Here is a 25,211-nt window from a genome sequence, read left to right as displayed (position 1 = left end):
CCTTTAGAATTTCCAGATGAAGAGGTCGAGGGCGACACCGGGCCGGGTCTGGCCGGTCTTGATGCCCCGGTCGAGCTCGGCGAGATGCGCCAGGGCGTGCTTCAACCGCATGAGCGAGAGCTGGCCGATGAGTGGCATGAGCTTGCGGACAGAAAAAGGCTTCGCACCGATCGTCGCAGCGATTGCGTCGGGTGATGACACCCCTCGCTCATACTCGTCTCGGACCATCAGTGCCTGGCGCACTTGCCAAGCGAACAGACCGAGCAACTTGAACACGGCATCATCATCGCGTTCTTCTTGGCGGAGCAGCGACACCGCCCGCTCCCGCTGCCCCCGGACGATGCTGTCGAGGAGCACGAACGAGACACTCTCTCCTGCCGGTTCCTCGACCAGATTCTTCACATCCGTTTCCGTGATTACTTTCCCCTCTGCGGCGAGTACCAGCTTGAGCAGGTCATGATAGATATGTCCCGTCACTCCCGCGGTCCGGAGTGCAAGCGATTCGACCGCGCGGGGCTCGATCATCGCTTGCGGATCAATACCCTGAAGAATATCGCCAATCGATTTAGTCAGCGCCCGGCCGGTGAGGAGATTCACTTCCTCAACCTCCGCCTGTTTCGCCAGCCAAACTTGGAGCGCATTGCCTTTCTTGGCGCGACCGACTGGCTCCGCACTGACGACTATCAAGCCGTCTCCTGACAGCATCCCTGAAAAAAGCTTGATAATGGCGGCGCAGAGCTTCTCATCAAGGAGCTCGATGTGCCGAATCAGCACGACTCGCGGTGTGGCGAAGAGTCCGCCTGAAAGCATCTCTCGGAGGTCTGGGATGAGTCGCTCGTTTGTATCACGTCCATCAAAGACCTGCTGCTCTGCCCCCGCATGCGCAAAACAAAAATCCGCGGCCAGAGCCTGTTCGCGGAGCCGGAGACGGAAGTGATCGGTACCAAAGAAATACTTGAGCATAGGCCTAGTATATCATCACGTCAAAGAGATCCTTCGGTGGGGTGATGTACCAAAACCCCGCCAATGACGACGGGGCTCCAACGGGATAACTTGATAGAGGGGACTAGGCGCCCGGCTCCCACTTCAGACCCTGTCCAGGCTCCAAGACCTCGACCCAGATCTGACCTGGGACAAACTTTACTTCATTCCCGGCCTCATCAAAGAAGGCGAGCTTGCTCTCGAGTTTGCTCTTGTCCTTTTTCCACGACCCATGATACTGCTGGCCGTTGAAATAGAAGTATGCGTCGCCTGAGTCTTTCGTATCGAACCACGGGTCGCCCATCTCCAGGTTGTTGTACCGACCCACACCACCGTAATCGAGACCCGCGCGCTCCTCCACGGGCACTAGGTCCCATGGATTCTGAACCCCGCGCGCTGTGTAATCCGTCGCGAGCTTTATCTGTTCTGACTGAGCAAACATCACGACGACGTTCTTCGGGGCGATGCGCTGGCCGTTGTTTTTGTCAGTATCGACAGACTGATTCCATGTCCGGAGATAGGTATTCGATGCTCGGTCGTAGTCATACGAGACGTCGTAAGGATTGGGGAAGGCAAGACGTAGGTGACCGCTGGCGGGCCGCTCCTCCAGGGCCTTCTCGTCCTGATGCGGGTAGCCGGAAAACGTGCCCGTCGTCCGATAGCCGTACTTTTGCATCGCCTGATCGATGCCATCCTTGGTGATATGCCCAGTGTCTTCGTATTTCATCTTGCCGGTTTGGAGCCAACGCGGACAGAAGGAGGTCGTCAGACAGTCGATATTGTCGATGATCTTTCGCTCGAGCAAGGTCTCGGCGAATTTCGAATATCCCCAGTGAACGAACACAGCATCGAGGCTCTTGGCGAGCGGGATGTAGTCATGCCGAGCACTCCGCATCGATCCGATATCGAGCGGGATAGTGCAGAGATAGACACCCATCAGCCGCGTATTCGATCCCGTAAAGACCGGGAGTTCGAAGACGATATCCGCTTCCGAGAATCCAGCCGCAGGACGAGCGGATACATCCGCCGGCTGCATGACCGCGATCGGTCGGCGCTGCCAATCCGCACAGGGCAGTCCCGAAATCGGACTGACATTTTCCGGATTCTTGGGCGTATCATCGACGACTCCGACCTTGGGCGCATTATTGATGTCGATCTGCTTGTCGGCTCGCTTCGCCGCATTGCCGAAAAAGTACACGTACACGATGCCCCCGATGAGGAGCACGATGACAGCGACGATGACTTTCTGCCGAGTTTCCATATGCGAGAGAAGATTACACGGTTTACTTTTGGCATGCGGGGCAATAGAAAACGCTCCGCTGCCCCAGTTTTTTACGTACGATAATTGTATCACAGCGCTTGCACGGGAGCCCCGCGCGCCCGTAGACGGCGAGGGTTCGCTGGAAGCCGCCTGGCTTGCCCGCGGTATCGCGGAAATCCCCATCCGTCGTCCCGCGGAGCCGCACCGCTTCCCGGAGCACCGCCTTCATCGCCGCAAAGAGCCTGGTACGCTCGGCTTTGGTTATCTTCCCGATGAGTCGAAGAGGTCGGATGCCAGCACGATAGAGCATTTCGCTCCGATAGATATTGCCGATGCCGGCGATCTTGTCCTGCTCGAGAAGGAGCGTCGCGATCCGTTTCCGACGGCTGCGTTTCAAAAGGGCCGCAAAGAAATCGAGGTCACACTTGCCGGCAAGCGCATCGCAGCCGAGAGACGCGATGGACTTCATCACTTCGACTTCCGCTGTCGCGGCGCAGTCGATCCAGCCGAATTTCCGCAGATCCGAAAAATCTATCCATGACCCGTCCGCGAAATCAATCCGATGATGGATGAAGCGATTCATCGGATCTTTCCATTCCTTTGCACTTTTGTTGGTCGCGTCCTTATAGAGAAGGTGCCCAGACATCTTGAGGTGCACGACAAGTGAGCGAGCATTGTCGAGATCGATGACGATATGCTTGCCAATGCGCCGCGTGCCAAGGACCGTTCCGCCGATCGCAAGTTTCGCCAATTTCTTCAATCCCGGCTTCACCTGCTTCTCCCAATCCGACCAAAAACCGGCAATCCGCTTGCCGGTAATTTTCCTCCCGAGTTGACTCACCACTGTTTGGACTTCAGGGAGTTCTGGCATAGGTTTGTGCAGTAACCCATTCTAATGCTTTTTAGGTCTTCAAGCGAACGAAAAGCGAATCCTCTTTGGACCCATCCCGACGAGATGTTATGATTTACAGGTAATCACTAACTTACGCAATATGGCTGAAGGAGCATTCTACTCTGGCGGTATGCATCGCTTTGAGAAAGAGGAACACCCGGCACCAAAAGGTGTCGAACTCGCTCAAAAAGATTATGATCAAAAACTAGGAGAATTACGGGCAGGCAATGCGGCCGAAGTCGTCAGAAAATATAAAATCGGAAAAGTGGTCGAGGACCTGCTAAATCATTACACGATAGATGATTTTACGCCTGAGTTTTGTGAAGAATTCGTTCGTACACATGAAGAAGTTTCCGACTGTCACCCCGCTCTCATTCGTGCGGTAGCCGAGGAGATAATGAAGGAAAGAGATGCTCAGGACACACGAAGAAGTACCAAACACTAACCATGAAAAAACCGGCCACAAGCCGGTTTTTTCATGTCTTCTTTTCCTTCTATCAGCTTGCGCCCTTCACCCCATCCTATATTTCTCCCCAATTATCGCCGATTTCGACTGAAACGGCCAGCGGGACCGAAAGCTTGTAGACACTCTCCATCGCGAGCTTGAGATCAGCCGCGAAAGCCACCGCATCCTGTTCATCGACTTCAGCGATAAGCTCATCATGAATCTGGAGGAGGAGTTTGGCTGAACTTGCATACTTGGACTCTGTGAGTCGATGTACCGCAAGCATTGCGAGTTTCATGATATCCGCCGCCAATCCCTGGATCGGCATATTGATCGCCATGCGCTCTGCACCGCGGACGAGTGCCTGATTGGTCGATTGGATTTCCGGGAGCGTCCGGCGGCGACCGAGCGCAGTCTCGACATAGCCATGCTCGTGAGCGAATTTTTTCATGTCCTCCATGTACTTTGCGACACCGGAAAACTTCGCCAGATAGTCTTTGATGAACTGCGCCGCTTGCTTCTGGTCCATGTCGGTCGCCTGCGCCAGTCCGTAGGCGCCCATGCCGTAAATGATGCCAAAATTGAGCGCTTTCGCTTCACGCCGGAGGCTGTCGCTCACTTCGGCTGGATCCACACCGTGCACGAGTGCAGCGGTCGTGCGATGAATGTCCTCACCGTCACGGAAAGCTCGCGTCATGTTCTCGTCCCCCGAGAGATGGGCCGCGATGCGGAGCTCGATCTGCGAATAGTCGGCACCGACAAGCTTCTTCCCCGGAGCGGCGATGAAGCCGTCACGGATGCGCGCACCGAGTGTCGTGCGGATCGGGATATTCTGCAGGTTGGGATCGACGGATGATAGTCGCCCCGTCGCCGCCACGGCCTGATCGTACGTCGTATGGATCCGGCCATCGGATTTCACCAGCCCCGGTAAGACATCGACATACGTCGTCTTCAACTTGAAAGTCTCGCGATACTCCTCGACGAGCTTCACAATCGGATAGTCGGCACGCAGCTTCTCGAGCTCGGTCGAAGCGGTCGAGTACCCCGTCTTATTTTTCTTGATCCCCTCCGCGGGGATGGCCAGGTCGCCAAAGAGCACTTCAGCAAGTTGCTTCGGCGAATTCAAATTAAATTCTTTGCCCGCAAATTTGTAGATTTCTTTTTCCAGCGACTGCACCGACGCATCGATTTCCTGAGACAGAATCACGAAGACATCCGGGTCCAAGAGAACACCTGCTCGCTCCATCTCGAACAAAACCGGCACCAGCGGAAGCTCGATATCCTGAAGGAGGGTCGTGACCGTATGTTCACCGCCTTGTTCAATGGCCAATGCCTCGAGTTTCTCTCGAAACGACAATGCGATGGCCCTGACTGTTTTCGCTTTTTCTGGGAGCGAAAGGCTGGCCCAATCTGCACCGCTCTCCTCGACAACAAGTGTCTCGATATCGGAACGCCGGCCGGCCTGCAGGATATAGGCCAGGAGGAGTATGTCTTCGGCTACTCCGCCGAGTCGCGCCCCGACCGCCGCGAGCGTATGCATCATGGCTTTGCTATCGACAGCGATCTTCGGTCGCTGCGTATCGGCCAAGAAATCCTTGAGGGCCGGCTCGGTCGCCTCGTTCCAGGTAACTTCAACCGCCAGGCCCGACGTGGCCAGCCCGACTGATTCGATACCTGCCGTACCGAAGAGCGATGTTTCCTTCTCCTGCAAGACAATCGCGAGCACTTCGTGCTGAACATTTTTCAGCCAGGCTTCGAGCGCGTCCGCATCCGTAATACGCCTTGTTTTTTTAATGTCTTTCTTTTTTGCCTTTCCCTGTTGTTGGTTGTTAGTTGCTGGTTGCTCGTTACTTCCCGGAATGCGCTTTATGAGACTGAAGAAATCGAGCGAACGGAGGAAGGCCTCGATCTTCGCCTGGTCGAAATCATGCGTCGCACATTCATCCAAGGAGAGCGTCACCGGCGCCGCCGTATCGATTGTCCCCAGCCGCTTCGACAACAGCGCCATGTCGCGATCAGCTTCCAACTTCTCCCGCACCTTCGGCTTCACTTTCTCCAGCGCCGCATAGATGTCTTCGAGCGAACCGAATTCCTGGATCAAGTCGGTCGCACCCTTTTCGCCGATACCCTTCACGCCGGGGATATTGTCCGATGCATCACCGCGCAGGCCCTTGTAGTCGACGAGTCGCTCGGGCGAGAAGCCGTACTTCGCTGTCACTTCGGAGATGCCATAGAGCACCATGTCTTTCAGTCCCTTCCTAAGCGTGTACACTTTCACCCGATCCGTCACGAGCTGCAGCGTATCGGTGTCCCCTGTCACGATGATCGTCTCGACACCCGCCGCTTCCCCCTGTTTCGACAGTGTCCCGACACAGTCATCCGCCTCAAATCCCGGCAGCTCGTAAATCGGGATATTCATCGCCTGGACCAATTCCTTCACGATCGGGATCTGCGCATACAAATCATCGGGCGCTCTCACCCGGGTCGCCTTGTAGTCCGCATACAGCTCATCGCGAAATGTCCCACCGGGCAGATCGAATGACGCCGCGATGTAGTCCGGCTTGAATTTCTCGATGACCGAAAACAGCGTCAGTGCGAAACCATACACCGCATGCACTGACTGCCCCGCCTTGGTCGCCATCGGCGGCAACGCATGATACGACCGATGTACCAAGGCATTACCGTCCAGAAGTACTAATAGCTTTCTTTGACTCGTCATAATCAATTGATAGAGGGCGCACTTGCCCAGCTGTATTTCATAGGAAGGCCGTTGGTTAGTTGCAACAGAGGCGAAGCCGTATCCAAGCTAATAACGTTAACAATCCACCAGATAATCTGCAGAAATACGGCGGGGTTGTCATCGAGGAGGACGAGGGTTTTGGGCTTCTTTTCCATATCCAGAGTTTGGGCTTCTTTTCCATATCCAGAGTATAGTCTGCCGTCTCAGTTTCTGCTATTAAGCGGGTGAGAGTACATACCACACAAACTTTGTCTACCATCCGTACAAACTCGGTGCAACCTCACTGCGATATCTCCCGATCCTATTCCACTGCACTCTCCCAGAGAATCTCAAACATCGACCGGAAAATATCCACCATCGCCGGCACCGCGATCACGACCGCGAGCGATGACGACTCGGGACTAATGACGAGGATCTTGTCATTGAAGATATTCAGCGTGCTCTTGAACACATGGCTCTCGGGCAAGTACCGGCATTCGCGGAGCAGGTCCGGGCTCGTCGGGTTCGTCGCCTTGGAATCCGCCGACAGGAGGAGTCGGGTCTTGATCTTTAGCCGCGCCCGCATCTCCCGATACTGCTCGAAAAATTCGGGGTCGATATTCTGCCAAGTGAACGCATTGCCGATGACGCGGTAGCTTTTGTGATCCTCCAAGATGTCCATGTAGAACTGCCGGAGCTCCTCTTTGGTCTCGATGAAACGCAGCCCTTCCGCCTGCGAGCGTTTTTTCTCGACTGATTCGAAGAGCGGGACGATACTCTTGAAGAGTTCCAGTTTCTGCTCGAACAGACTAGCCAGCCGGTCGGGCTTTTGCGCGTAGTAGTGCCGCTTTTGCTTGCGGAAATACACCTGCACGCAGCCCTTGCCCGCGAGCGACTTCAAAATCGGGTACACGGTGGTCCGCTTCAGGCCGGCTTCCTTGGCCACCACGCTCGCCGTCGCCCCACCCAGACGGAACAAGGCGAGATAGATATCCGCCTCCGAATCCGAGAGCCCAAAATCCAGCAAAGCCTGCTTTTCCCTCATATTTCCTGTGTCAATATTTTACAACACTACATACAGTATACTCTCTTTATGGCTTTTGTAAAGTATATTTACTACTTTTACTGTCTTTGTATTGTTGACTGTTACAGCATTTTTGAGTATACTACACCGTTACGATACAGAACCGAAACCGGTAAATCGTAGCAACATTCTTTAACAATCTGGGCAGACTGCCCAACCGAATTCCCGAGCGGTATCTTGGGGCGGAGAAGATCATGGCAACAGTTACGGCGAATGAGATGAGGAAGATTATGGAAACAAACGGGTTCTCTCTCATTGTGGAAGAAGTGAAGGAGGGCAACCTGAACGGCACCGAAGAACGGAGTAGGTTCTGGTTCAGTTTTGTCCATGTGGTCAGTAGGTTTAGCATAGAGTGCTGTCTGGAGCACAATCTCAATAATAACCGACTGTCTGTCTTCGTCGGAGAGTATCATGGTGGGTTCAAAAAATTCTTTGATTTCCGAGACAAGGAGAATGGCCCATCGGCTGAGGTAATGGAAAAATGGTTCGAAAAACTCAGCGGGGTCCTTGACGACTTTGTCAGGCTCCAGGCGTCATTGGAAGTTATTAGCCGGGCGTAAACCTACGCCTGGCAGCAGCAAAGAAAGGAGCAGGTTCTTGGCGAGACGGAATGGTATTCCGCTCTCGCTTTTTTCTTTCCATTCGACGCGGTGTCCAGCAAAGGTCCGATACCACCTCCCCACTAGCCAGAGTGACGGTTTTCGAGTTGGACACATGTTAAAATTCGGGTATATGAAAATCAACGACGCTGCATTTTACTATCCGCACAAAGCTAGCGAAACAGCGCTCACGCACTCATCCGAGGGCTTTGGTGCTGACTTTGTCGACCCAGAAGAGGAAGTCTATCAAGATTCGTTCAAGGCATATAGTATTGACGATCTGAAACGGCTCGAAACAGAGTCGGAAGCGATACTTCGCCCTATCTTTGAAGCGTACGATCCAGAAGACCGCTATTCCGACACATTGTTCTATGCCGCGGCATACAGCCTGAATCGTGTCTGCATGCCTCATGAGCCACCGGAAAATACCGGGTCTCTCGATCACCAAACGGTTCATGTGGTTGAGCCACTTTTGGATACGCTCCATAGTGAGTTCCCTTTGGCAGTCCAGCGATTTCGACACCTGTTTTGCCTGGAAACATCGTTCGAGGATTCGCCACATAAATTTGATCTGCATCGACACATCGACGATAAGGAGGCTGTAGTGAAACATTACCAAAGTGTCATCGAAACGCATCCGGAAGAAGCGCTGCATTTCGCGCTCGATGCAATAGTGACACGCAGTTACAACGAACTTGGGATACGTATCGCGAAGGAACTCATCCAGCAAAGGGGGTGGGAGTATGTCCTCCGTGAAGGACTGGCGACTCTGAGAAGTCAGCACTTGCCATTCAATACTCTCAAAGAGATCGTTCACAAACTCTCCACTCCCGTGAACCTGCCCCTCGAACGTATCGAGAAGCTCCTGGACGAAACAGGAGACGACACCGAGTACATTGACCTCGCCGCATATATCGAGCGGCGGCGCGAAGTTGAAAACCTGGAGACTGTTGATATAGGTTTCTGTAGAAACCTCCTACGAGATCACGATGCTCCTTTCTACGACACTGATAAAGCCCGAGCAGCAGCAGCTCAGCTCATGCATGAAAACTCTGAAGCCTATTGGGGGCTCATCGAAGAACTTCATGGGCGTTTACGAGAGATGTGGACGAACTACGAAGGGGAGCCAGACAGTCCCATGATTCTTGAAAAAATGGAGAAGTGGAAATCAATGTCCATTGATAAGCTTCTTCATACTGTTCACCCCGGCTTTTCCTTCAACCTCGTCATGGCATATACGCCCGACGATGTTTTGGACGTATCCCCCACAACCCTCGCAGAAAGCGAAAAAGGCGAGCTTATACGATCGCTTATGCTCGATGATCCGGAAACGCGGTCACGCGCGATAGAACTCATATCCCATACCGACGAAGCCTATTTCAGAGCCTTATTTGAAGTAGAGTTCCGCGCAAAAGGACGCTTTAGTGCCGCACTCCAGTGCACGAAGGACAACCTTATCACTCCCCTCCTCAGCCGCGCCCACTCAGAAGGAAAAGGCGGTGCCGATGAATGGAGGTACGTCCTGAATAGCTCCGCCGTACACTTGGCGCACAATACCCTCGGGCTCTACAGCCCAACTGGTCGTCTCCTAGATATTCTGAGGACCGACGATTCTACGGAAGAGACCTTCGACAAGATGCTCGTTGCTGATTTCTTAAGTATGAAACACGCCCTCTCTGACCACACGAACTTTTCCCCTAGCCAGAACGCTGCCGCTGTTATGCTTCTTTTTTGGCACCGGTTACCTGAAAACCAACAATACTACTTGCAAACAATGTACGAGACCTTCGATATCGACATTATGAGCTTCGTAAAGGATTGCCCCAACAGCTTCGAGCAAGCAGTCGCCTTCTCAGAGTACATTGCGCCCCTGCTCTCGCATGATCCCAAATTCGTTTCTGCCTTGTCCGGGTATGTCGATAACGGCCTCAAGGACATGACTCAGACACTACAGTATGCCGAATCTGTCGACATGAACCAGTTCCTCGTCCTCATGAACTCGGAATACGGTGAGACTGCGCGAACCGAGGAGGATGTCCGTGACATGGTGCACAATTTAAGTTTCGACGCAGTCATCCACCTACAGAAACACCTCGGATTCACTTTTGACAAAATATCACGGCGGGAGTTTTTCTCCCTCATTACCTATCTCAAGACAAAAAAACTCGGGGAGGGTTTTGATCAGCTTGGGCACTTCATCAAGCAGACTGAGGGCAGAGAACACCGGGCCAATCGCATCAAGGCGTTCCTTGCTCTGGAGGAGTTTGGGAGTGAGATGGGTGAAAAAATACTCGCCATCGGGAGTCAGCTTCCCGAAGTAGCTGATACTATTTTTCAGAAATACGCGGAGCTCGTGGAAAGTTCCGACGCCGTTGAAGCAATCCTCGACGATCTCTCCGGAGACACACGTGATACAACAACAGCCTTACAAGTCCGACAATCCCTGATCAGTAAAGCGAACAATCTTCTCGCCGAATCTCATCAAGTACTCAGAAACTTGGTTTCTCAAAGGGAATCTTTCGATGGGCTCGGGGTTGGTGATCGATCATTCGATGAAAACAGCGACGGGTATTGGTTGAACGAGTACCGAAAAGTAGAGCAGGAAGAAATCGAAAAATTGAAAGCTGGACTCGACGCGATCCGTGCCGACATCGAGCTCTTCAAAGCTACTTTCAAAACCCTGAAAGATAATGACGAAGAAATAACCCTCGAGGACTTCCGAGATAATGCGATCACCAGCGAAGCCGGCCGCGGCCTCATACCAGCTGAAGCGAAACGCATGCGCTCCCTCTATCTTGAGAGCATGACAGGCTACCCGACCGAGACTCAAAAGAAGCTCGCCAAAGACTTCGATACTCATCTCGCCGATGAAGGGAGTCGCTTCACTACGCTCCGTCACAAAGGTGAGATTGTCGGCTTCCTCTGCTTCACCGAAACTGCTCCAGGGCAGAAATATGTCTCGGCGGTGACACTCGATCCGCGCTTCCAGAAAGCCTACATCGGTGAGGCGATGATTGATGAGGCGTTCAAACGAGAGGCTTCCGACAGCATCCTCGGAGCAGACTGCGTGGCACAAAAGTCCGTCAGCGCCCGCTACATCGAGCAGGGTTTCATCGGCGTCCGTACCTGGGATGATCAGGGCGATCTGATTCTGGATATCATCCGCGATGACGTACGGAATGAGGAGTACTTCAAGACCAAAGCGATGACTCAAGAGGAGATCGTGAAGCTGGCTCCGCTGGGGAAAATCGGTACAGCGATAGTAGAGACAGCCAAGGACCCGAAGGAACATTCATTCGCACCCTGCAACAGCGGCTTTGTCCTGACGCGGTATTTCAAAGACCCGACGAGCAAGAAGTGGTATATGGTGTATGAGATGCGGCCGACGAACAATAATGCGGCAGCATAAACAAGTAATACGAACTTGTACGCGTTGCTGCGATTGACAACAACATTGCTCGAACACAAGATCAAGCGAGGTGGCAGTAAAGGCCTTCATAGTCAGATCGATATGCACTCCGAATCCAATCTCTCGAAAAAAGAAACAATCCATCAGAATGTTCCTGTTCCCGAAGAGACAACACCTCAAACTATTCAGGGTACGAGGAAGGATGATACTGACTTGAAATTAGAAAAAGAAACTGAACAGAGACTCTTTTCCTCCGAACAAGTCATAGACAGCATAGAGAAAAGGGTCGAGGAGTTAGAAAGCTCTGAGTTCTGGTATTCGGGCGAATTGCCTGAATTTGGAATTCCCTTCCTCGACAAAAACTGGGCTGCTTTCATTTCACGAATACAAAATTCTGGAAGAATATGGGTCTTCAACGAATTAATACAGGAAATTTATTGGCGAATTAAGTGGATTGTCAACAACAAATCAGAAACCGAGTCAGCACTGGACGATGAAGATTCGTATGATGAGGAACCAGTAATCGCTACATTTACATCGGAATCACAAATGGATATCCACCGTGAGTTAAATGCGTATTTTCAATTTGATCCAAAGACTGCTTCTGCCGATGATCGAATTTTTTTGACAAATCTTTTGTTTCACATTTCCGAGTCTTCGAAAGAAATTAACGATTGGGATGATGATCCGCGATGGGAAATTGATAGGCGCATACTCGAGTACAGTGATAATAATTTTCCGAGGCATATATCATCGTACATTGACGGTGTCATCGGAGCGGATTGTAAATCTTTTTTCGAGCAACTCGTTCTCGAACGGATTTCCGAATCAATAGACAGTGGTGATTTCCACTACTACCATGGTCCCTTCTCTTCTTTCGAGGGACGTCTAAGTGAGGATTCGCTCTACCGACAAAAAGGAGGTGCTGATACACCTCCTTTTTCTTCTCGTACCGACGCCGATGGAAATGATTATTCCGTCAAAGTGCTGATGCAAGACAGGTTCGTAGCAGACTATCTGAACGACGATATGTTTGAATTATTCAAACAAGAGGCTGACGGAACTTATACAGAATCTTCAATCCGAGCAATGCTCTCGGAAAGTGGTCTTACAGAAGACATTCTCACGGACACATTCATCACCAGATACCGTTCCTTGATGGATTTAAAGATTCGATCTACGCTCGAGGAAAAACTTGGCTTTTCCATGGCGAAACTCAGTTCAGCGAACCAGGTTACCTTTCTTAATTTTCTCTCCACTACTGATGCGCAGGGATTCGAATCATTTCAAGAGTTTATTTTACGCCATGACCCAGATGACCGGGTGGCCATCTGCTCCTCTTACCTGGCCTTCCAAAACGAACCGGATTTTAGCTACATTATTGAACGCGTTTGCCAGCACCGTGAAATTGGCCTGCCGCTAATCCGCCACGTTTATGAATTGATCGGTAACGCTGAACAAATCCGGATGTATCTCAACACGGAGTTCACCGGCAACTACGATAAGAAGATTATTGCCAAAATTCACGGTTCGCTTATCAGGAAAGCCTACAATCTCCTCCTAAAGTACGACGCCGAAATCGCAGATCTTGAAACAATCCAAGAAATTGAACACGGTTCTCAGATGTTGGCAGATATAGACACAGAAGAAGATGGTTTTGCTGATACTGGTATGGCTAGTATGGGCATAAACCACAGATTACCGATACCAAGTTATGAACGAGAGCGAGTCAAAGTTGCTCGTAATGTGGAACAGGAGTGTTCTGCTGCTGACTTGTCTCAGACACTACTCCTCAATACTTTTAAATCTTTGAAAGAAGAAGGAACAAAAGTTTCACTAGAAGATTTTCAGAGTTCCGAGTGTCCTACCGTTTCCGGCCGCAAGCTCTCTCCTCTCGAAGCAGCCCACATGCGCTCCCTCTACGCCGACAGCATGACAGGCTACCCAACCGAGACCCGGGAGAGACTACTTACGGAATTTGACAATCACATTCAAGATGAGCAAAGCACCTTTTCCCTCCTCCGACACAAAGGCGAGATCGTTGGCTCCCTGTGCTTTACTGAGGACCAGCCCGGTCAAAAATATATCTCCGCCGTCACCCTCGATCCTCGCTTTCAGAAAGCGTACATCGGTGAGGCGATGATCGATGAGGCGTTCAAGCGAGAGGCGCGAGAGAATATCCTCGGTGCTGACTGCGTCGCAGAGAAGTCGGTGAGTGCCCGCTACATCGAAAACGGCTTTGTCGGGGTGCGTTCGTGGGACGATAAAGGTGACCTCATCCTCGACATCGTCCGGGATGATCGACGGAATGAGCAGTATTTCAAGACCAAAGCGATGACTCAAGAAGAGATCGTGAAGCTGGCTCCACTGGGGAAAATCGGCTCTGCGAAAGTCGAAGTCGTCTCCAATCCCCAGGAACACTCCTTTGCTCGCTGCAATGAAGGATTCGTCCTGACGCGCTACTTCAGGGATACTCAGACGAAAAAGTGGTACCTGGTGTACGAACCCATGCCCGTGAGTCCGCAAGCTAAGAAGGCTCAGCGCTCCACAGAAGCAGCCACTGCCTAGCGGGCCAGGACTTCTGCTCGATCGTAGAGCGTCTCGAAGAGATACTTGTGCATCTGATAGATCGCGGGGTTTTCGATGATGACACCGAGCTTGCGGTCATGCGCGAGTGTCAGGTACGAGACCTTGCCATCGTAAATCTGCATCGATACCTCGAAGGGCGTCGCACTCATGGGAATGGCCCGGACTTCGGTCACGAGGCTTCTTTCTTCGGTGTAGAGACTGCGAATAAACGGCGTATCTGGGACGAGCAGCTTCTTATAAATATCGAGCTTCTCCCGCTTCCGCATATAGCGAGCATTGATTTCGCCGATATTCTTCTCCACCGCTTCCACATCGACATAGGAATAGATCACTTCCTTGGCTTGAAGTGAATCGTCGAGCACCTTCTCCACTCCCACCTCCCCCTCATAGACGAGCACTCCCGGCTGGCTCGAGTGGAGATTGAAATCCGATGACAACACCGGCAAGAGCCCCTCGATCGCTCGTTCGGCATCCCGGATCGCCCGCTCTTTTGTCTCCACGACGGACCGGAGTGCGGTCGGGTGCTTCGCCCGGTAGAGTGCGACTTTCCCGGGGGCTTCTTGCTTTTCGGTCAGCCCCAGAGCGACCAGATCGTCGAGTGATTTGTAAATCAAACCCCGCTTCAAAGGCAGGTACTTGGCGAGCTTCCCTGCCTTTATCTCTTTTTCCTTTAATAGAGCCTCAAATACGAGGGCTTGCGCCTCGGACAGTCCAACCTGCTTCAGATTTTCTGTGTAGAGAAGCTCCATATATTTCATCTTATTTCCTTTCATTCTACTCCTCATTTTATATATTGTCAATATATTGTGACATATTATATGCTTATTTATGCATATTTTTTATATTATATAAGCTTTTTTTCATATTTCTGATACGTATCATTGACACTGTTGTAAAACGGTGCTATACTGTGACTTCAATAGAAAAAGAGAGACGAGAGACCTGCCCGGCATACTTCGCGAGGCGATGTAGACGGGGACCGGCCGTGAGACAGCCACCTTAGTACCTTACCGATCAGCGTTCTTAGAGAGAGACATGCGGGAGAACGGTGACGCGAATCCTGCTCGACCGACAACACTCGGGAGAGTAGAGAGACCTGCCCGAAGTGCTACGCAACAGCGTCGCAGGCGGGGACCTCGAGACCCTCGAGTTTCGCGAGATTCTCCCCCATCCTCTTTCTCGGAAGCCACAAAAGATAGCTTCGAGAGAGATACAGTACATTTCATACTCCCAACGCGGAGAGAGACAAACGAGTCACATCTAGCAGCCCTTCACTCGGCTGCCAAGGCGGAATACTAACCATATTCTGAGCGGTCTGTGATCAAAGTGTCGGTCCACTACCAGTGCGCTGCAAAGCGGACGAGAGACGGTAGCCCCGACGCGTCGATCCGAATACTACCCTGACTCGCAAGGAGTGAATGCCTATGAGGCGATCAATTGATAGCCTCGTAGGCATAACGGTCCTTGGAAAGCAACGGAGGAAACGGACACGCCGAAAGTGTGCAGAAGCGAGCCACGCCCCGTTCAAGGAGAACCTTAACAACTTGTTCAATTGGAAGCTGGATGGTTTTTGTCATCAAGCTTTCTGAGAACTGGTGTACCCGCACCATCATTCATCTATCCAATACGCCGGGCATTGCGTGTGGGAAGGAGGCCATCATGGCCGTGAATTTCACGAATTGTGCGTGGGCGGATCTCGCTCACGCCGGTTGGAGACCGAGTGTGGTCGCCCGTAAGGGCGACAGCGTGACAGTTGTCTTCACTGGGCCGCAAGGCCTCGTGGAGACCCGTGCCGTTCCGGTGGAACGGCTGGGGCGCGTGACCCGCGCTCAACTCGACCGTGTCGCGCCCGTACGGCGCGCCCCGGCCAAACTGAGAGTGCGGATCCACTAGGTTTCGACTCTCGCAGGTTTTGGCGGTTTCTCCAGTTTTAGAAACCGCACCCTAAGGGTCGCCTGATACCCGGAGTGGTGGATAACTCCAAAGGCAAATATCCCGAGTCACATCGGGAGGTTGGTGAGGCGAGAAACAGTGGTATGTTTCTCCTCTCTACTGAGCAAGCGAGACTCGCTTGTTCTGAGAGAGTTTCAATCAACTGTTACTGTCGGCGTTTTGTTATTGAAATGGGTTTCCGTTTCTGCCGTTTTGGTTTTTATTTTAGAAATCAAAACGGTGGATGCGGATCCGCCTTTCATCAACCGTCGCTCACAAAAAGGAGGCCATCATGGCCAAGGAATTTGTAAGGAAGCAAGACTCCCTCAACGCTCTCCGGGGCGAAGAAGAAGTCCAAACCGCCACCTCGTGGCGGGAAGAGGTCAAATACGAGGGCGCTGTCGCCCTCAGGGGCAAGCGCCCCTGGAGTTTCGGTGGGCTTCAAAAGCGCGTCGCCCGCGCGGCGATTGACTTTGAAATCTCGGTTGGCATCCTGACCGAGGAGTGGAAAGAAAACTGGTTCCAATCGGAATGGGACCGGCGTAACTGGCCGAAGTATGGCCCCACGCGGGTCATCCCGTATAATCTCCAGAACAATTCCTCCTCCCACGTCGAGTGGAAAGAGGGGGAAAGCGAGAAAGCTTACCGGGCTCGACGTCTGGAGGCTTCGACCGAGCAGTTCCTCCGGATGGCAGGGTGGCTCCGCGCGGCGTCGGCATTCCCGACGCTCGTGGAATTCATCAGAGCCACCCAGTGCGGGATGTTTCACTCCCCGCACAACGTGGTGAATCTCTGGGACTTCGTCGAGCGACACCCGTCGCCCGGCGGAGCGGATCGCTACCTGAGAAAGGTAGCCTACCAGACCAACCGCTTCCTGCGGGGGTTTGGTATTCACTTCAAGGGACGCTGGTCTTGCGTCCCGTACAACCGGCTGTGCCCGCGCAAGGCGGGTATGGCCACCGCGGCCAATATAGTCCAGCAGGTCCTCTTCGGTATCTCTGGAGAGGACTTCCACAACTGCAAAAGCCGCGATGTCCTCATCGCGGCGCGCGGGCTCACCTTGTTCAAACCCGCCCCGCGAGAAGTACTCCGCTGGGCAGTGGAGCGGGTGAACGCGGGCGAGTTTACTTGCCTGCGCGATGCCCTGTTGGCATCGGGACGGCTCGTCCGTGACAAGACGGACGGGGTCGAGATGTACCTCGACCCCACAAGCGACAACGCGGTGCGACACGGTATCTCGGCTTCAGCCGGGTATCGGCTCACCGAAACCAGCGGACGCGAGTTCGTTGAGGTGGTGTGGTTGGTGACTGGCTTCGGCCGGTCGTATCACCATACCGGAGGTTGGTACGACACAGTGACTCACAAGTCACTCGCAGATCGTGAGGCCGCAGTCGGTGCCGCGCTCGATGCGTGGCAGAAGCAGAAGAAGTTGGAGAGGGAGAACAAGCAGTTTGTCTCCCGACTCCAGCCGGTGGGGTTCTGCCCCATCGTGTACTTCCAGGATTCCCGAGACGCAGGTAACTGCGCTGAGGGGACGTGGGAGTTCATGCGGCGCATCGGGGTTTCAACCTCGCGCCGTTTCGTTCCGGCATCACGGCTTCTCCCGTACTTGGGCGAGGTCCGGGTGGCAAACACCCTGAAGTTAGTGGCCCAAAAGGTCGCTACTCTCGGGTTCTGAGTTCTTAAACGGTTTTGTGTGTTTGACCAGCGTATATCAGCGCGAATAAACACATGGTTTTGGATGAGGAGCTTGCTTGGTCGCTTGCTTCCTCATTCATCCAGCACCAATTGGTTTTGGTGCTGGACTTCATTCAGCCTGTAGCGAAAGTGAGAAGATCTCACGAGTAGGTGTGGGTTGATAGAGTTCCGGTGTACCCGCACCATATCAATTATCTCTGCACGCCGGGCTTTGCGTGTGAGGAGGAGCTTGGAGATGAAACTCCAGCAAATAGTACGTGAAGAAACCGTCCGGGCGTTCGCGCCCCCCGAGCACCTCCCCTATGGGGGCGTCACGGGGTCCGGTCGATATGGGCGTGGTGACGGAGCACCCGTGCCCCAGCGTCATGCCTACTTCTGCTTCGCCGCATCGGCCGCATTTGCGGTTGAGAGCGGTGAGGTGGTGTCTGTTCTCCATCTGGAGGATGGGCACCTATCCGGAGACCACCTCTGGGTGGTCAAGGTCGAGCTGGCGGGGCAGACGCCCCGCTACTTCGCCGGACTGGCCCTGCCAGTCCGCGAGGAAGTCTCGGCCCGGTGGGTCGAGGCCGTCATCGACGACCTGCCTGATTCGGCAGGCACGCTCCTCCCAGCCGAGTCCCTCGGGCTCGGTTGGACCGAAGGGGACCACTGGGTCACCTGGACGTCGCGCGCCCTCTTCGCGCGCGATATCGGGGAGGGGAAGTTTTCCCTCCCCGAAGGCATCGTCCGCAAGGACGCGGGAGGAATCTGGCAGCTCGCCGGGTCGTCCAACGCCCACTATGTGGGCCCGGGCGATGTCGGACTCGACCCGGCCCTGGCCGGCTGGTCCTACCAGACCAGCCGCACCTTCACCGGCCGTCAATACGGCTGGTGGGAGAAGACCGTCGACGAAGGCCGGCGGCGACTCCTCCTCAACGAGGGCCCACTGAAGCGGGAATTCCCGCTTCGGGAAATCCGGGAACGGCGCATCCGTGTCGTGCATCCTGAGATGGTAGTGGTACGCGCTGCATTCCAGCGCACCATCACCGCACAACAACCCGCCCCCCAAGGGGTGAAGCGGGTACGCAAGGTGGCACCACCCCCGGCCTCTGTCGGCGATGACGAATTCGTCGAAGTTGTGGCGGATTAATATCCGCAAGGTTTTCAAGTTTTCCTGCTTTTAAAAAACTTGTTTGGTTTGGACGGGAACACTTGGTCGTGTTCCTCTCCATCTTTGAGAATTTATTTTGCGAGAGACAAAATGAATGCTCAACGATGGAATAATTTTTTAATTCACTTTTTATTGAGAACTTTTTCACAAGGAGAGGGATATGAATGACAATAGCGTCATCGATCTGGGCGATGTCCTGATCAGTCCGGCCACACACGCGGCGTGGCTGGGGTTTGCCGAACGAGTGACCCAGGCTCTCGGAGCCCTCGGCGTCACTGACCCGAGTCAAATCCCCGATGAGCAGGGGCGTATCAATTCGGACGGGTCGCTCAAGATCTTCGTCACCCTGCCAAATGGCGAGGTGTCGAAGACCGTGCCGAAGGAGTATTGGGGGTATCGGCAGATGCAATAGGTTTTCTGGAGCAAGCGCATGCCACGTCATGCGCTTGCTCCACCCCAACTTCGATAGTCACTCTGTCACCGTTTTTGAATCGTCTCACTTCCTCTGTACGCGAGAAATACTTTTGAATCTCGGCCTTCCCGTGGTCCGTCTCTCTCCCACCGGAAACACCCCGAGGCTCACTCGCGTGCGGAACAAGTGGGAAGAAGTGAAACCAGTATTTCCAATGTACCGAACCATAACTGTTGTTTTAGGCACACACTTTTGGCGGGTTGATTAAGGTAAATTCTTTTAGATACTCGTTCGGTGTTTTTCCATCCAGTCCACAATGCTCGAGATCATTAAAGGCTTTCTCACGAAAGCCTTTTTTCATTGGTGTCAGAAGTTTTCTGGATAGTGATCTCCCGCTCGGTCTCGGAGAGCGCACGAAGTGAAATATCCGTCCGTTCGGCTGGTAAAATCTTCGCGAGCCGCTCGGGCCATTCGAGGAGGACGAGGCCCTGCGGATCAGTGCACCACTCGAGGAAGCCGAGTCGCTCGAAGTCGGCCGCACCCACCCGGTAGGCATCGGCATGATAGACGCGGCAGATACCCGTCGGCGTCGGAGCCGGCAATTCGTACTGATTCATGAGGACAAAGGTCGGTGACGGATACGGCGCCGTGGCTCCCAAGCCTTCCAGGATGCCCTGGACCAAGGTCGTCTTGCCCGCACCCAAATCCCCGGCGAGCGTGACGAGGGTCTCTGGCTGGAGCGTACCAGCAAAGCGCTTTCCCCACGTCTGGGTGGCCTCTTTCGACTGGGTCCGGATCGTTTCCATATGCTTGGAGCATAGGGGATGGGACGCATTGTATCAAGGCTATAGACCACTTATTTGAAGCATTTATAGCCTCCTCGACCGCTATTTTCGATCGTACGCCTGGCCCCGGCGCGCTATTTGACCGGTAGTTATTTCTCTGATAGTCTGGCCTCTTATCCGTTCGGATTTCCCCCTGATTTTTCAGTTTTCTGACATGTCCCTCACGAAAGAAGCGCAATTCCTCGAACTCCTCAAGCCGGCCGAGCACCCGCTCATCCTCCTCCCGCCCTATCCGAGCCACGACGCGATCGCGAGCGGTATCGCGCTTTCTTTGTTCGCCCTGGCCTTGGGCAAAAAGCCGACGCTCGCCGCCGAACGGATCGATGAACGCCGCGAAGACCTGGGTTTCCTCGTCTGGCCCGAGACCGTGCTCACCGCGATTTCCGGCGCCCGTGATTTCGTCCTCTCTTTCAATACGGAGCACAACAACATCCTCGATGTCCGGACTGAGCGACTCGACAAAGAACTCCGCATCCACCTCACACCGACGCACGGCACGATCGATCCGCGGGACTTCTCCTTCATCCTCGCCAAGTACAAATTCGATATCGTCCTCACCGTCGATGCTCCAGACAAAGAAAGTCTCGGCAAACTCTACGAGGAGAATCCGGACATTTTTTATGAAATCCCAATCATCAATATCGACCGCCACTCCAACAACGAACAGTACGGCCAGCTGAACTTGGTCGACGTCACGGCTTCATCCGCTTCAGAGATCGTCGCTCACTTCATCGAAGCAATCGGGACAGAATTCATCGACACTGCGGTCGCCGAAGCACTCTTGGCGGGGATCATGTCTGCCACCGACTCGTTTCAGAAGAAGAACACGACGCCGAAGACCCTCCAGCTCGCCTCCGCCCTGATGGGCCACGGCGCTGACCAACAGAAAATCGTGAAGAATCTCTACAAAACGCAACCGCTCCACATCCTGAAACTCTGGGGGCGCATCATGGGCAATATCCGCACCAATGATGCCCTCCACCTCATGTGGGCACCCGTCACCCTCGAAGACTTGGTCGAGTCCCGGTCCAAGAGTGAAGACCTCCCCGTCGTCCTCGACAAGATCCGCAACAACTATGCCGGCGCGACCGTCTTCGCGCTGTTCTTCAAAGAAAGTGCGACCTCAATGCGCATCCTCATCAAGACGCAGCAAGAAGACCGTCTCGAACACATCCTCTCTGTCTTCTCCGAGAGCCACCTCGTCGGAGATATGCTCGAAGGCACTCTCCCCGCCACCGACTTTGCAACCGCTGAGCGACTCCTCGCGGAATGGTTCCAGGGTTTGGAGGAAAAAAACTAAAGACCAAGGCACCCCGCTCTCACTCGGAAGCACGCTCCTTCTCCCGCTTCCGCGATCCAGATCCAACTATCGGATCGATTGGAATAGCTCGTTCGGGTGGAAAAATGCTAGAATGGGAGCGAAAAACACAACCCCCTATGCCAAAAGTTAGCCATCGCATCGTCCCTGCCACTGCCAGCGAGAAAACCTTGCGCACGACCGACCTCCTCAAGAAACTGCGCGAACAGTCGATGGAAGATCGGGCCCATGCGCTCGGGGACCGGGTCGGACTCCCCTACCTCGACCTTCACCTTTTTCCCGCTGATCCCAAAGATGTCGCCCTCCTCCCGGAAGCCGATGCCAAGAAATACGGTGTGGCGCTCTTCCGAAAGAACGGCAATCATGTCTATCTCGGTCTCGAAGACCCCGAACAACCGGAAGCTATGGAATTCCTCCAAGGCCTCGCCAATCAGAAACACTGGAACATGACGCTCTCGGTCGTCTCCCGCCAATCGCTCGAGAAGATCTGGGCGAGCTACAATAATAAGCCGCTCCTCGTCAGCCTCGATATCCTCCGTGTCTCGCTCAAAGGCGACGACCTCGAGCACTTTGAGAAAAATTTCGGCGACCTGCTCAATCTCGGCAAAGGAGACGCTTCCATCTCGACGTCCCAGATCATCGAGATCATCCTCGCCGGGGCGACCAAGATGCGGGGAAGTGATGTCCACATCGAACCCGGTGAGACAACGGCCCGCCTGCGGTATCGGATCGACGGACTGCTCCAGGATATCGGCGACCTGCCGCGCCACATGTACCAGCTCGCGCTCGCCCGGATCAAGATGCTCGGCGGCATGCGCATCAATGTCCGTGATCGCGCCCAAGACGGACATTTCTCGATGGTGAGCGGTGAGGATCGCGTCGACATCCGCGTCTCGCTCATCCCCGGCAACCACGGCGAAAATATCGACCTGCGTCTCCTCAACAACGCTGATGTCGACGTCGACATCACACACCTCGGGATCTACGGCCGAGCGTTCGAAGAGATCCAACGGGCCATCGAAAAACCGAATGGCATCATCCTCAATACCGGTCCGACCGGCTCTGGCAAGACGACAACCCTTTACTCCCTCATCAACCGCATCAATAATCCCGCGATCAAAATCATCACGGTTGAAGATCCGATCGAGTACAATATCCCAGGCATCGTCCAGACAGAAGTGTCGAAGGATCGAGACTACACCTTCGCCTCGGCTCTCCGCGCCATCGTCCGCCAGGACCCCGATGTCATCCTCGTCGGCGAAATCCGCGATGACGAAACAGCTGATGTCGCGGTCTCTGCCTCGCTTACCGGTCACCTCGTACTCTCGACCCTCCACACCAACAACGCCGTCGCGACTATCCCTAGACTTCTCGATCTCGGGGTGAAGCCATCGCTCATCGCTTCGTCGATGAATATCATCATGGCCCAACGACTCGTCCGCATCCTCTGCGAAGAGTGCAAAGAGCCCTATCTCCCGGCCGCAAGCACCCTCGCCGCGATCCAAAAACTCCTCGCCATGATACCGGCTCAGGCCAAGACGAAGCAGTTTCCGACAGTCGATGTCCTCTACCGACCCAAGGGCTGTGTCCACTGCAACTTCACCGGTTACTTTGGCCGCCAGGGCATCTTCGAAGTACTCCCAATCACGCAAGACATCCGCGACCTCATCGATGCGATCGCGACCGACAAGGAAATTTTCGACGCGGCCGTGAAAGATGGGATGGTGACCATGGCCCAAGATGGACTGATCAAAGTCCTCGAAGGCCACACGACAATGGATGAAGTCTGGGCCGCATCGGGCCGAGAAGACTCCCTCCGCGATCTGTACGCAGCCTTTGAGGACACCGCCCTCGATGCTGATGCCACTGATGAAACAGCCGACGACATCGGCGGAGCCGAAACACCGGTAGCACCGAAAACCTAGCCGCTACTTCAGTAGAAAAAATTTCAGAGCCCGGGCAGTCGTTCGACTACTCGGGCTCTTTTGCCTCTGCCAGACTATCTGCATCTGCAACTCACGCCGAAGCAATCGATGTCCCACAGGATGGAACCGTAGGTGCCATAGCGCACGGCGAGCGCCCTCCAGCCGGCCACGCAGATAGGCTTCACCTCGTCAGGAACGGCTGTCTCCGGGAGTGGAATCCTGACTTGTGCAATCTCCTTATTGGCTATCAGCCGCTCCTGTTTGAGCAATTTCGGAGATGGTGGTGGAGGAGCGGTACCCTTCTCCACCGGCTGAGCGACTGATGGTGACGCTCCGGTGAATGAGAGGCCTCCGATCACCACCGTGAATAACAGCGTGCCTACTCCAGGCAGCATAGAAAATCTCATATCCGTCTCCTTATTCCACTACCGGGGAACGATCGGCCATCATTTGATGGGGTTGAAAAAAGGAACTGAAAGAGATTTATAGCACACCAGCCAAAAAGTTCAAAGCGGCTCAAAAATTTCAGAACCCGGGCAGTCGTTCGACTACTCGGGCTCTTTTGCCTCACCTGCTATTTATTGTCCAGCGCTCGACTTGGCCGTAGCGATTCGAGTGCCAGCCGTCACGAGGGCTTCAAACAACTCCATGAGCTGCCTCGGTCCCTCGCTTGGCCACCTATAGAGTTCGTACCAGAGCAGGAAACGCTCGGTCCTGATCTCTTCGACGGTGAGAGACTGAGCAACCGTGGTCGGCGAGGCACCTTGCAGGCCCAGTGTCACCCGGGCATCAATGAGCCTTGATACCCGGTCATCTAACTTGAGCTCCCGCTCGAGATTGTAGAGAAGCCGGAGAGTCGCGAGCGCTTGGACACTGAGCCACTTTCCCATGTCCCCGAAAGTGACCGCTACCAAATCCCCCATCATCCCCGGAGGCGAACTTTCCAACAGCGCTTTCAGCTCCGCTGCTGTCGACGTCGTTTCGTTCAGCCGAACGAATGGGGCATGCTCTGCCCCTCGCTTAACACAAACGACATATGCGATGCTACTTGCCTCGCCGGTCATGACTCAGTCTCCTTTCAGCTAAGAGTTTCAAAGCCCGAGCAATACACGATCACTCGGACTTTTTCTTGAAGTAGAGAGCATCACTTCTTCATATCACAACCGATGGCCGCACCAAGTGTGAGCAATGCCTCGACAAGTGCTCGTCCTATTTCGGTGTGGAGAGCCTCATCACGCTCGAACAGATGCGTCAAAGCTGGTTGTTCATAGTAGCGCGTCAAGTGGTCATGCAGGAACCCGGTGATGATATGTGCGTCCGAGGCACCGGGCAGAAGCTCTGACTTTCTCACCGAATCCTTGATTCCATCGGGTGTGTTGCTCGGTTGCACCTTGAACATGATGCGTCCACTTGAATCCAGGTAACTCGCATAAACCGGTCCGTTCATCTCGTCCTCACTTTCTGCGCGGTTGCGCGGTTGAAAAAGTTTTCAAGCTACAAAAAATCCCTCACCTGTAGACAAGGCCCTAGGCATGGGAGCCCGGGGAATGGACGAGTGTCGAGGTGTAGCGCAGCCGAAACCACCCTACCCGATCTTGACTATCGCCGAAGCGAGACCCCTCCTAAGCTGAAGAGAAAAGATAGTACTCTCCAGTTGTCTACATGTGAGGAATTTTTCCAAGGTACCCGAGAGCAACAAAAAACGGCGCAGGCCGATCTAGATTTCTGCTTTTTGTTTGAAGGAGCAGGATAGCATGTCGAAGGAAAGCTGTCAACCCCCTGACAACGTATGGTTTTCGTGGCTTGAAACAGGCATTATCCAGCCATTTCCAAACTCCGCCAGAGATGGACGCTCACGCCGGATGTTCTTTTTGTATCCCCATCGAATGGTGATACCATTGTCAGTATCCAGCATGATGCTTCATAGTTTTTCCCAGAGCCCCTCTCAAAAA

General features: G+C 53.8%; 21 protein-coding genes. 10 read left to right on the top strand and 11 right to left on the bottom strand.

The genetic code is table 11. From position 1 onward, the window contains the following. Positions 1–3: 3 nt before the first annotated feature. The 3 genes from holA to mutM all read right to left on the bottom strand — a co-directional run bounded on the left by holA (position 4) and on the right by mutM (position 3,113). Positions 4–963, bottom strand: coding sequence for a DNA polymerase III subunit delta (holA, locus tag IPJ68_05925; GenBank protein QQR78577.1), 960 nt, complete (start codon positions 961–963; stop codon positions 4–6). Positions 964–1,066: 103 nt separating this feature from the next. After that, entirely contained in the window at positions 1,067–2,242 is a 1,176-nt protein-coding gene (locus tag IPJ68_05920; protein ID QQR78576.1) for a DUF3048 domain-containing protein, read from the bottom strand. A gap of 22 nt (positions 2,243–2,264) precedes the next feature. Continuing rightward, complete coding sequence (mutM, locus tag IPJ68_05915) at positions 2,265–3,113, bottom strand: bifunctional DNA-formamidopyrimidine glycosylase/DNA-(apurinic or apyrimidinic site) lyase (GenBank protein QQR78575.1); 849 nt, start codon at positions 3,111–3,113, stop codon at positions 2,265–2,267. Between the two features lie 121 nt (positions 3,114–3,234). On the opposite strand from mutM, the gene IPJ68_05910 reads away from it, so the two are divergent. Continuing rightward, complete coding sequence (locus tag IPJ68_05910) at positions 3,235–3,579, top strand: hypothetical protein (protein QQR78574.1); 345 nt, start codon at positions 3,235–3,237, stop codon at positions 3,577–3,579. 76 nt (positions 3,580–3,655) lie between these two features. Here the strand turns inward: IPJ68_05910 and polA are convergent, their stop codons facing one another. The 3 genes from polA to IPJ68_05895 form a co-directional block, all read right to left on the bottom strand. Beyond that, a complete protein-coding gene (gene polA / locus IPJ68_05905; protein QQR78573.1) occupies positions 3,656–6,298 on the bottom strand; it encodes a DNA polymerase I in 2,643 nt (880 codons plus the stop codon). 2 nt (positions 6,299–6,300) lie between these two features. Beyond that, positions 6,301–6,474, bottom strand: a complete 174-nt coding sequence (locus IPJ68_05900; GenBank protein QQR78572.1) for a hypothetical protein — start codon at positions 6,472–6,474, stop codon at positions 6,301–6,303. Positions 6,475–6,620: 146 nt separating this feature from the next. Beyond that, on the bottom strand, positions 6,621–7,343 hold the full coding sequence (locus IPJ68_05895; GenBank protein QQR78571.1) for a hypothetical protein: 723 nt from the start codon (positions 7,341–7,343) through the stop codon (positions 6,621–6,623). 233 nt (positions 7,344–7,576) lie between these two features. Here IPJ68_05895 and IPJ68_05890 point away from each other — a divergent pair, with 233 nt between their 5' ends. The 3 genes from IPJ68_05890 (at position 7,577) to IPJ68_05880 (ending at position 13,958) form a co-directional block, all read left to right on the top strand. Next, the gene (locus IPJ68_05890; GenBank protein QQR78570.1) at positions 7,577–7,942 is read left to right on the top strand and encodes a hypothetical protein; all 366 of its coding nucleotides are present in this window, start codon (positions 7,577–7,579) and stop codon (positions 7,940–7,942) included. A gap of 172 nt (positions 7,943–8,114) precedes the next feature. Next, the gene (locus IPJ68_05885) at positions 8,115–11,390 is read left to right on the top strand and encodes a hypothetical protein (GenBank protein ID QQR78569.1); all 3,276 of its coding nucleotides are present in this window, start codon (positions 8,115–8,117) and stop codon (positions 11,388–11,390) included. A 102-nt stretch (positions 11,391–11,492) separates the two neighbouring features. Beyond that, complete coding sequence (locus IPJ68_05880) at positions 11,493–13,958, top strand: GNAT family N-acetyltransferase (GenBank protein QQR78568.1); 2,466 nt, start codon at positions 11,493–11,495, stop codon at positions 13,956–13,958. Here the strand turns inward: IPJ68_05880 and IPJ68_05875 are convergent. Continuing rightward, positions 13,955–14,728 (bottom strand): hypothetical protein, encoded by a 774-nt coding sequence (locus IPJ68_05875; GenBank protein ID QQR78567.1) that lies wholly within the window; start codon positions 14,726–14,728, stop codon positions 13,955–13,957. The two genes, IPJ68_05880 and IPJ68_05875, sit on opposite strands and share 4 nt — an antisense overlap. Before the next feature lie 814 nt (positions 14,729–15,542). Between IPJ68_05875 and IPJ68_05870 the strand changes: the two genes are divergently transcribed. The 4 genes from IPJ68_05870 (at position 15,543) to IPJ68_05855 (ending at position 19,171) form a co-directional block, all read left to right on the top strand. Further along, entirely contained in the window at positions 15,543–15,872 is a 330-nt protein-coding gene (locus tag IPJ68_05870) for a hypothetical protein (GenBank protein ID QQR78566.1), read from the top strand. Positions 15,873–16,203: 331 nt separating this feature from the next. Then, a complete protein-coding gene (locus IPJ68_05865) occupies positions 16,204–17,589 on the top strand; it encodes a hypothetical protein (GenBank protein ID QQR78565.1) in 1,386 nt (461 codons plus the stop codon). 237 nt (positions 17,590–17,826) lie between these two features. Then, a complete protein-coding gene (locus tag IPJ68_05860) occupies positions 17,827–18,738 on the top strand; it encodes a hypothetical protein (GenBank protein ID QQR78564.1) in 912 nt (303 codons plus the stop codon). Between the two features lie 181 nt (positions 18,739–18,919). Next, positions 18,920–19,171 (top strand): hypothetical protein, encoded by a 252-nt coding sequence (locus IPJ68_05855; protein ID QQR78563.1) that lies wholly within the window; start codon positions 18,920–18,922, stop codon positions 19,169–19,171. 341 nt (positions 19,172–19,512) lie between these two features. Here the strand turns inward: IPJ68_05855 and tsaE are convergent, their stop codons facing one another. Beyond that, on the bottom strand, positions 19,513–19,977 hold the full coding sequence (tsaE, locus tag IPJ68_05850; GenBank protein ID QQR78562.1) for a tRNA (adenosine(37)-N6)-threonylcarbamoyltransferase complex ATPase subunit type 1 TsaE: 465 nt from the start codon (positions 19,975–19,977) through the stop codon (positions 19,513–19,515). 193 nt (positions 19,978–20,170) lie between these two features. On the opposite strand from tsaE, the gene IPJ68_05845 reads away from it, so the two are divergent. Then, a complete protein-coding gene (locus IPJ68_05845; protein QQR78561.1) occupies positions 20,171–21,316 on the top strand; it encodes a hypothetical protein in 1,146 nt (381 codons plus the stop codon). A gap of 137 nt (positions 21,317–21,453) precedes the next feature. Then, positions 21,454–23,259 carry a type II/IV secretion system protein gene (locus IPJ68_05840; protein QQR78560.1) on the top strand — a complete coding sequence of 602 codons (1,806 nt, stop codon included), beginning with the start codon at positions 21,454–21,456 and terminating at the stop codon, positions 23,257–23,259. A gap of 74 nt (positions 23,260–23,333) precedes the next feature. On the opposite strand, the gene IPJ68_05835 is transcribed toward IPJ68_05840, so the two are convergent. The 3 genes from IPJ68_05835 to IPJ68_05825 all read right to left on the bottom strand — a co-directional run bounded on the left by IPJ68_05835 (position 23,334) and on the right by IPJ68_05825 (position 24,706). After that, complete coding sequence (locus IPJ68_05835) at positions 23,334–23,666, bottom strand: hypothetical protein (protein ID QQR78559.1); 333 nt, start codon at positions 23,664–23,666, stop codon at positions 23,334–23,336. A 171-nt stretch (positions 23,667–23,837) separates the two neighbouring features. Then, positions 23,838–24,323 (bottom strand): hypothetical protein, encoded by a 486-nt coding sequence (locus tag IPJ68_05830; GenBank protein QQR78558.1) that lies wholly within the window; start codon positions 24,321–24,323, stop codon positions 23,838–23,840. 80 nt (positions 24,324–24,403) lie between these two features. Continuing rightward, positions 24,404–24,706: a hypothetical protein gene (locus IPJ68_05825; GenBank protein QQR78557.1), complete on the bottom strand. Its 303-nt coding sequence runs from the start codon at positions 24,704–24,706 to the stop codon at positions 24,404–24,406. Between the last annotated feature and the right edge of the window lie 505 nt (positions 24,707–25,211).

Source organism: Candidatus Moraniibacteriota bacterium (genome assembly GCA_016699425.1).
Taxonomy (GTDB): domain Bacteria; phylum Patescibacteriota; class Minisyncoccia; order Moranbacterales; family UBA1568; genus SSEF01.
Note: the sequence above shows the minus strand (reverse complement) of the source record. Positions and strands in the feature narration are given on the sequence as shown.

What these genes read in the sequence shown, in the direction of transcription:
- IPJ68_05830 (QQR78558.1), bottom strand. Translation starts at nt 24,323, where the DNA reads ATGACCGGCGAGGCAAGTAGCATCGCATATGTCGTTTGTGTTAAGCGA.
- IPJ68_05885 (QQR78569.1), top strand. Translation starts at nt 8,115, where the DNA reads ATGAAAATCAACGACGCTGCATTTTACTATCCGCACAAAGCTAGCGAA.
- IPJ68_05855 (QQR78563.1), top strand. Translation starts at nt 18,920, where the DNA reads ATGAATGACAATAGCGTCATCGATCTGGGCGATGTCCTGATCAGTCCG.
- IPJ68_05895 (QQR78571.1), bottom strand. Translation starts at nt 7,343, where the DNA reads ATGAGGGAAAAGCAGGCTTTGCTGGATTTTGGGCTCTCGGATTCGGAG.
- IPJ68_05840 (QQR78560.1), top strand. Translation starts at nt 21,454, where the DNA reads ATGCCAAAAGTTAGCCATCGCATCGTCCCTGCCACTGCCAGCGAGAAA.
- polA (QQR78573.1), bottom strand. Translation starts at nt 6,298, where the DNA reads ATGACGAGTCAAAGAAAGCTATTAGTACTTCTGGACGGTAATGCCTTG.
- IPJ68_05870 (QQR78566.1), top strand. Translation starts at nt 15,543, where the DNA reads ATGGTTTTTGTCATCAAGCTTTCTGAGAACTGGTGTACCCGCACCATC.
- IPJ68_05910 (QQR78574.1), top strand. Translation starts at nt 3,235, where the DNA reads ATGGCTGAAGGAGCATTCTACTCTGGCGGTATGCATCGCTTTGAGAAA.
- mutM (QQR78575.1), bottom strand. Translation starts at nt 3,113, where the DNA reads ATGCCAGAACTCCCTGAAGTCCAAACAGTGGTGAGTCAACTCGGGAGG.
- IPJ68_05880 (QQR78568.1), top strand. Translation starts at nt 11,493, where the DNA reads ATGCACTCCGAATCCAATCTCTCGAAAAAAGAAACAATCCATCAGAAT.
- IPJ68_05900 (QQR78572.1), bottom strand. Translation starts at nt 6,474, where the DNA reads ATGGAAAAGAAGCCCAAAACCCTCGTCCTCCTCGATGACAACCCCGCC.
- IPJ68_05920 (QQR78576.1), bottom strand. Translation starts at nt 2,242, where the DNA reads ATGGAAACTCGGCAGAAAGTCATCGTCGCTGTCATCGTGCTCCTCATC.
- IPJ68_05890 (QQR78570.1), top strand. Translation starts at nt 7,577, where the DNA reads ATGGCAACAGTTACGGCGAATGAGATGAGGAAGATTATGGAAACAAAC.
- IPJ68_05865 (QQR78565.1), top strand. Translation starts at nt 16,204, where the DNA reads ATGGCCAAGGAATTTGTAAGGAAGCAAGACTCCCTCAACGCTCTCCGG.
- IPJ68_05845 (QQR78561.1), top strand. Translation starts at nt 20,171, where the DNA reads ATGTCCCTCACGAAAGAAGCGCAATTCCTCGAACTCCTCAAGCCGGCC.
- IPJ68_05835 (QQR78559.1), bottom strand. Translation starts at nt 23,666, where the DNA reads ATGAGATTTTCTATGCTGCCTGGAGTAGGCACGCTGTTATTCACGGTG.
- IPJ68_05825 (QQR78557.1), bottom strand. Translation starts at nt 24,706, where the DNA reads ATGAACGGACCGGTTTATGCGAGTTACCTGGATTCAAGTGGACGCATC.
- tsaE (QQR78562.1), bottom strand. Translation starts at nt 19,977, where the DNA reads ATGGAAACGATCCGGACCCAGTCGAAAGAGGCCACCCAGACGTGGGGA.
- IPJ68_05875 (QQR78567.1), bottom strand. Translation starts at nt 14,728, where the DNA reads ATGGAGCTTCTCTACACAGAAAATCTGAAGCAGGTTGGACTGTCCGAG.
- holA (QQR78577.1), bottom strand. Translation starts at nt 963, where the DNA reads ATGCTCAAGTATTTCTTTGGTACCGATCACTTCCGTCTCCGGCTCCGC.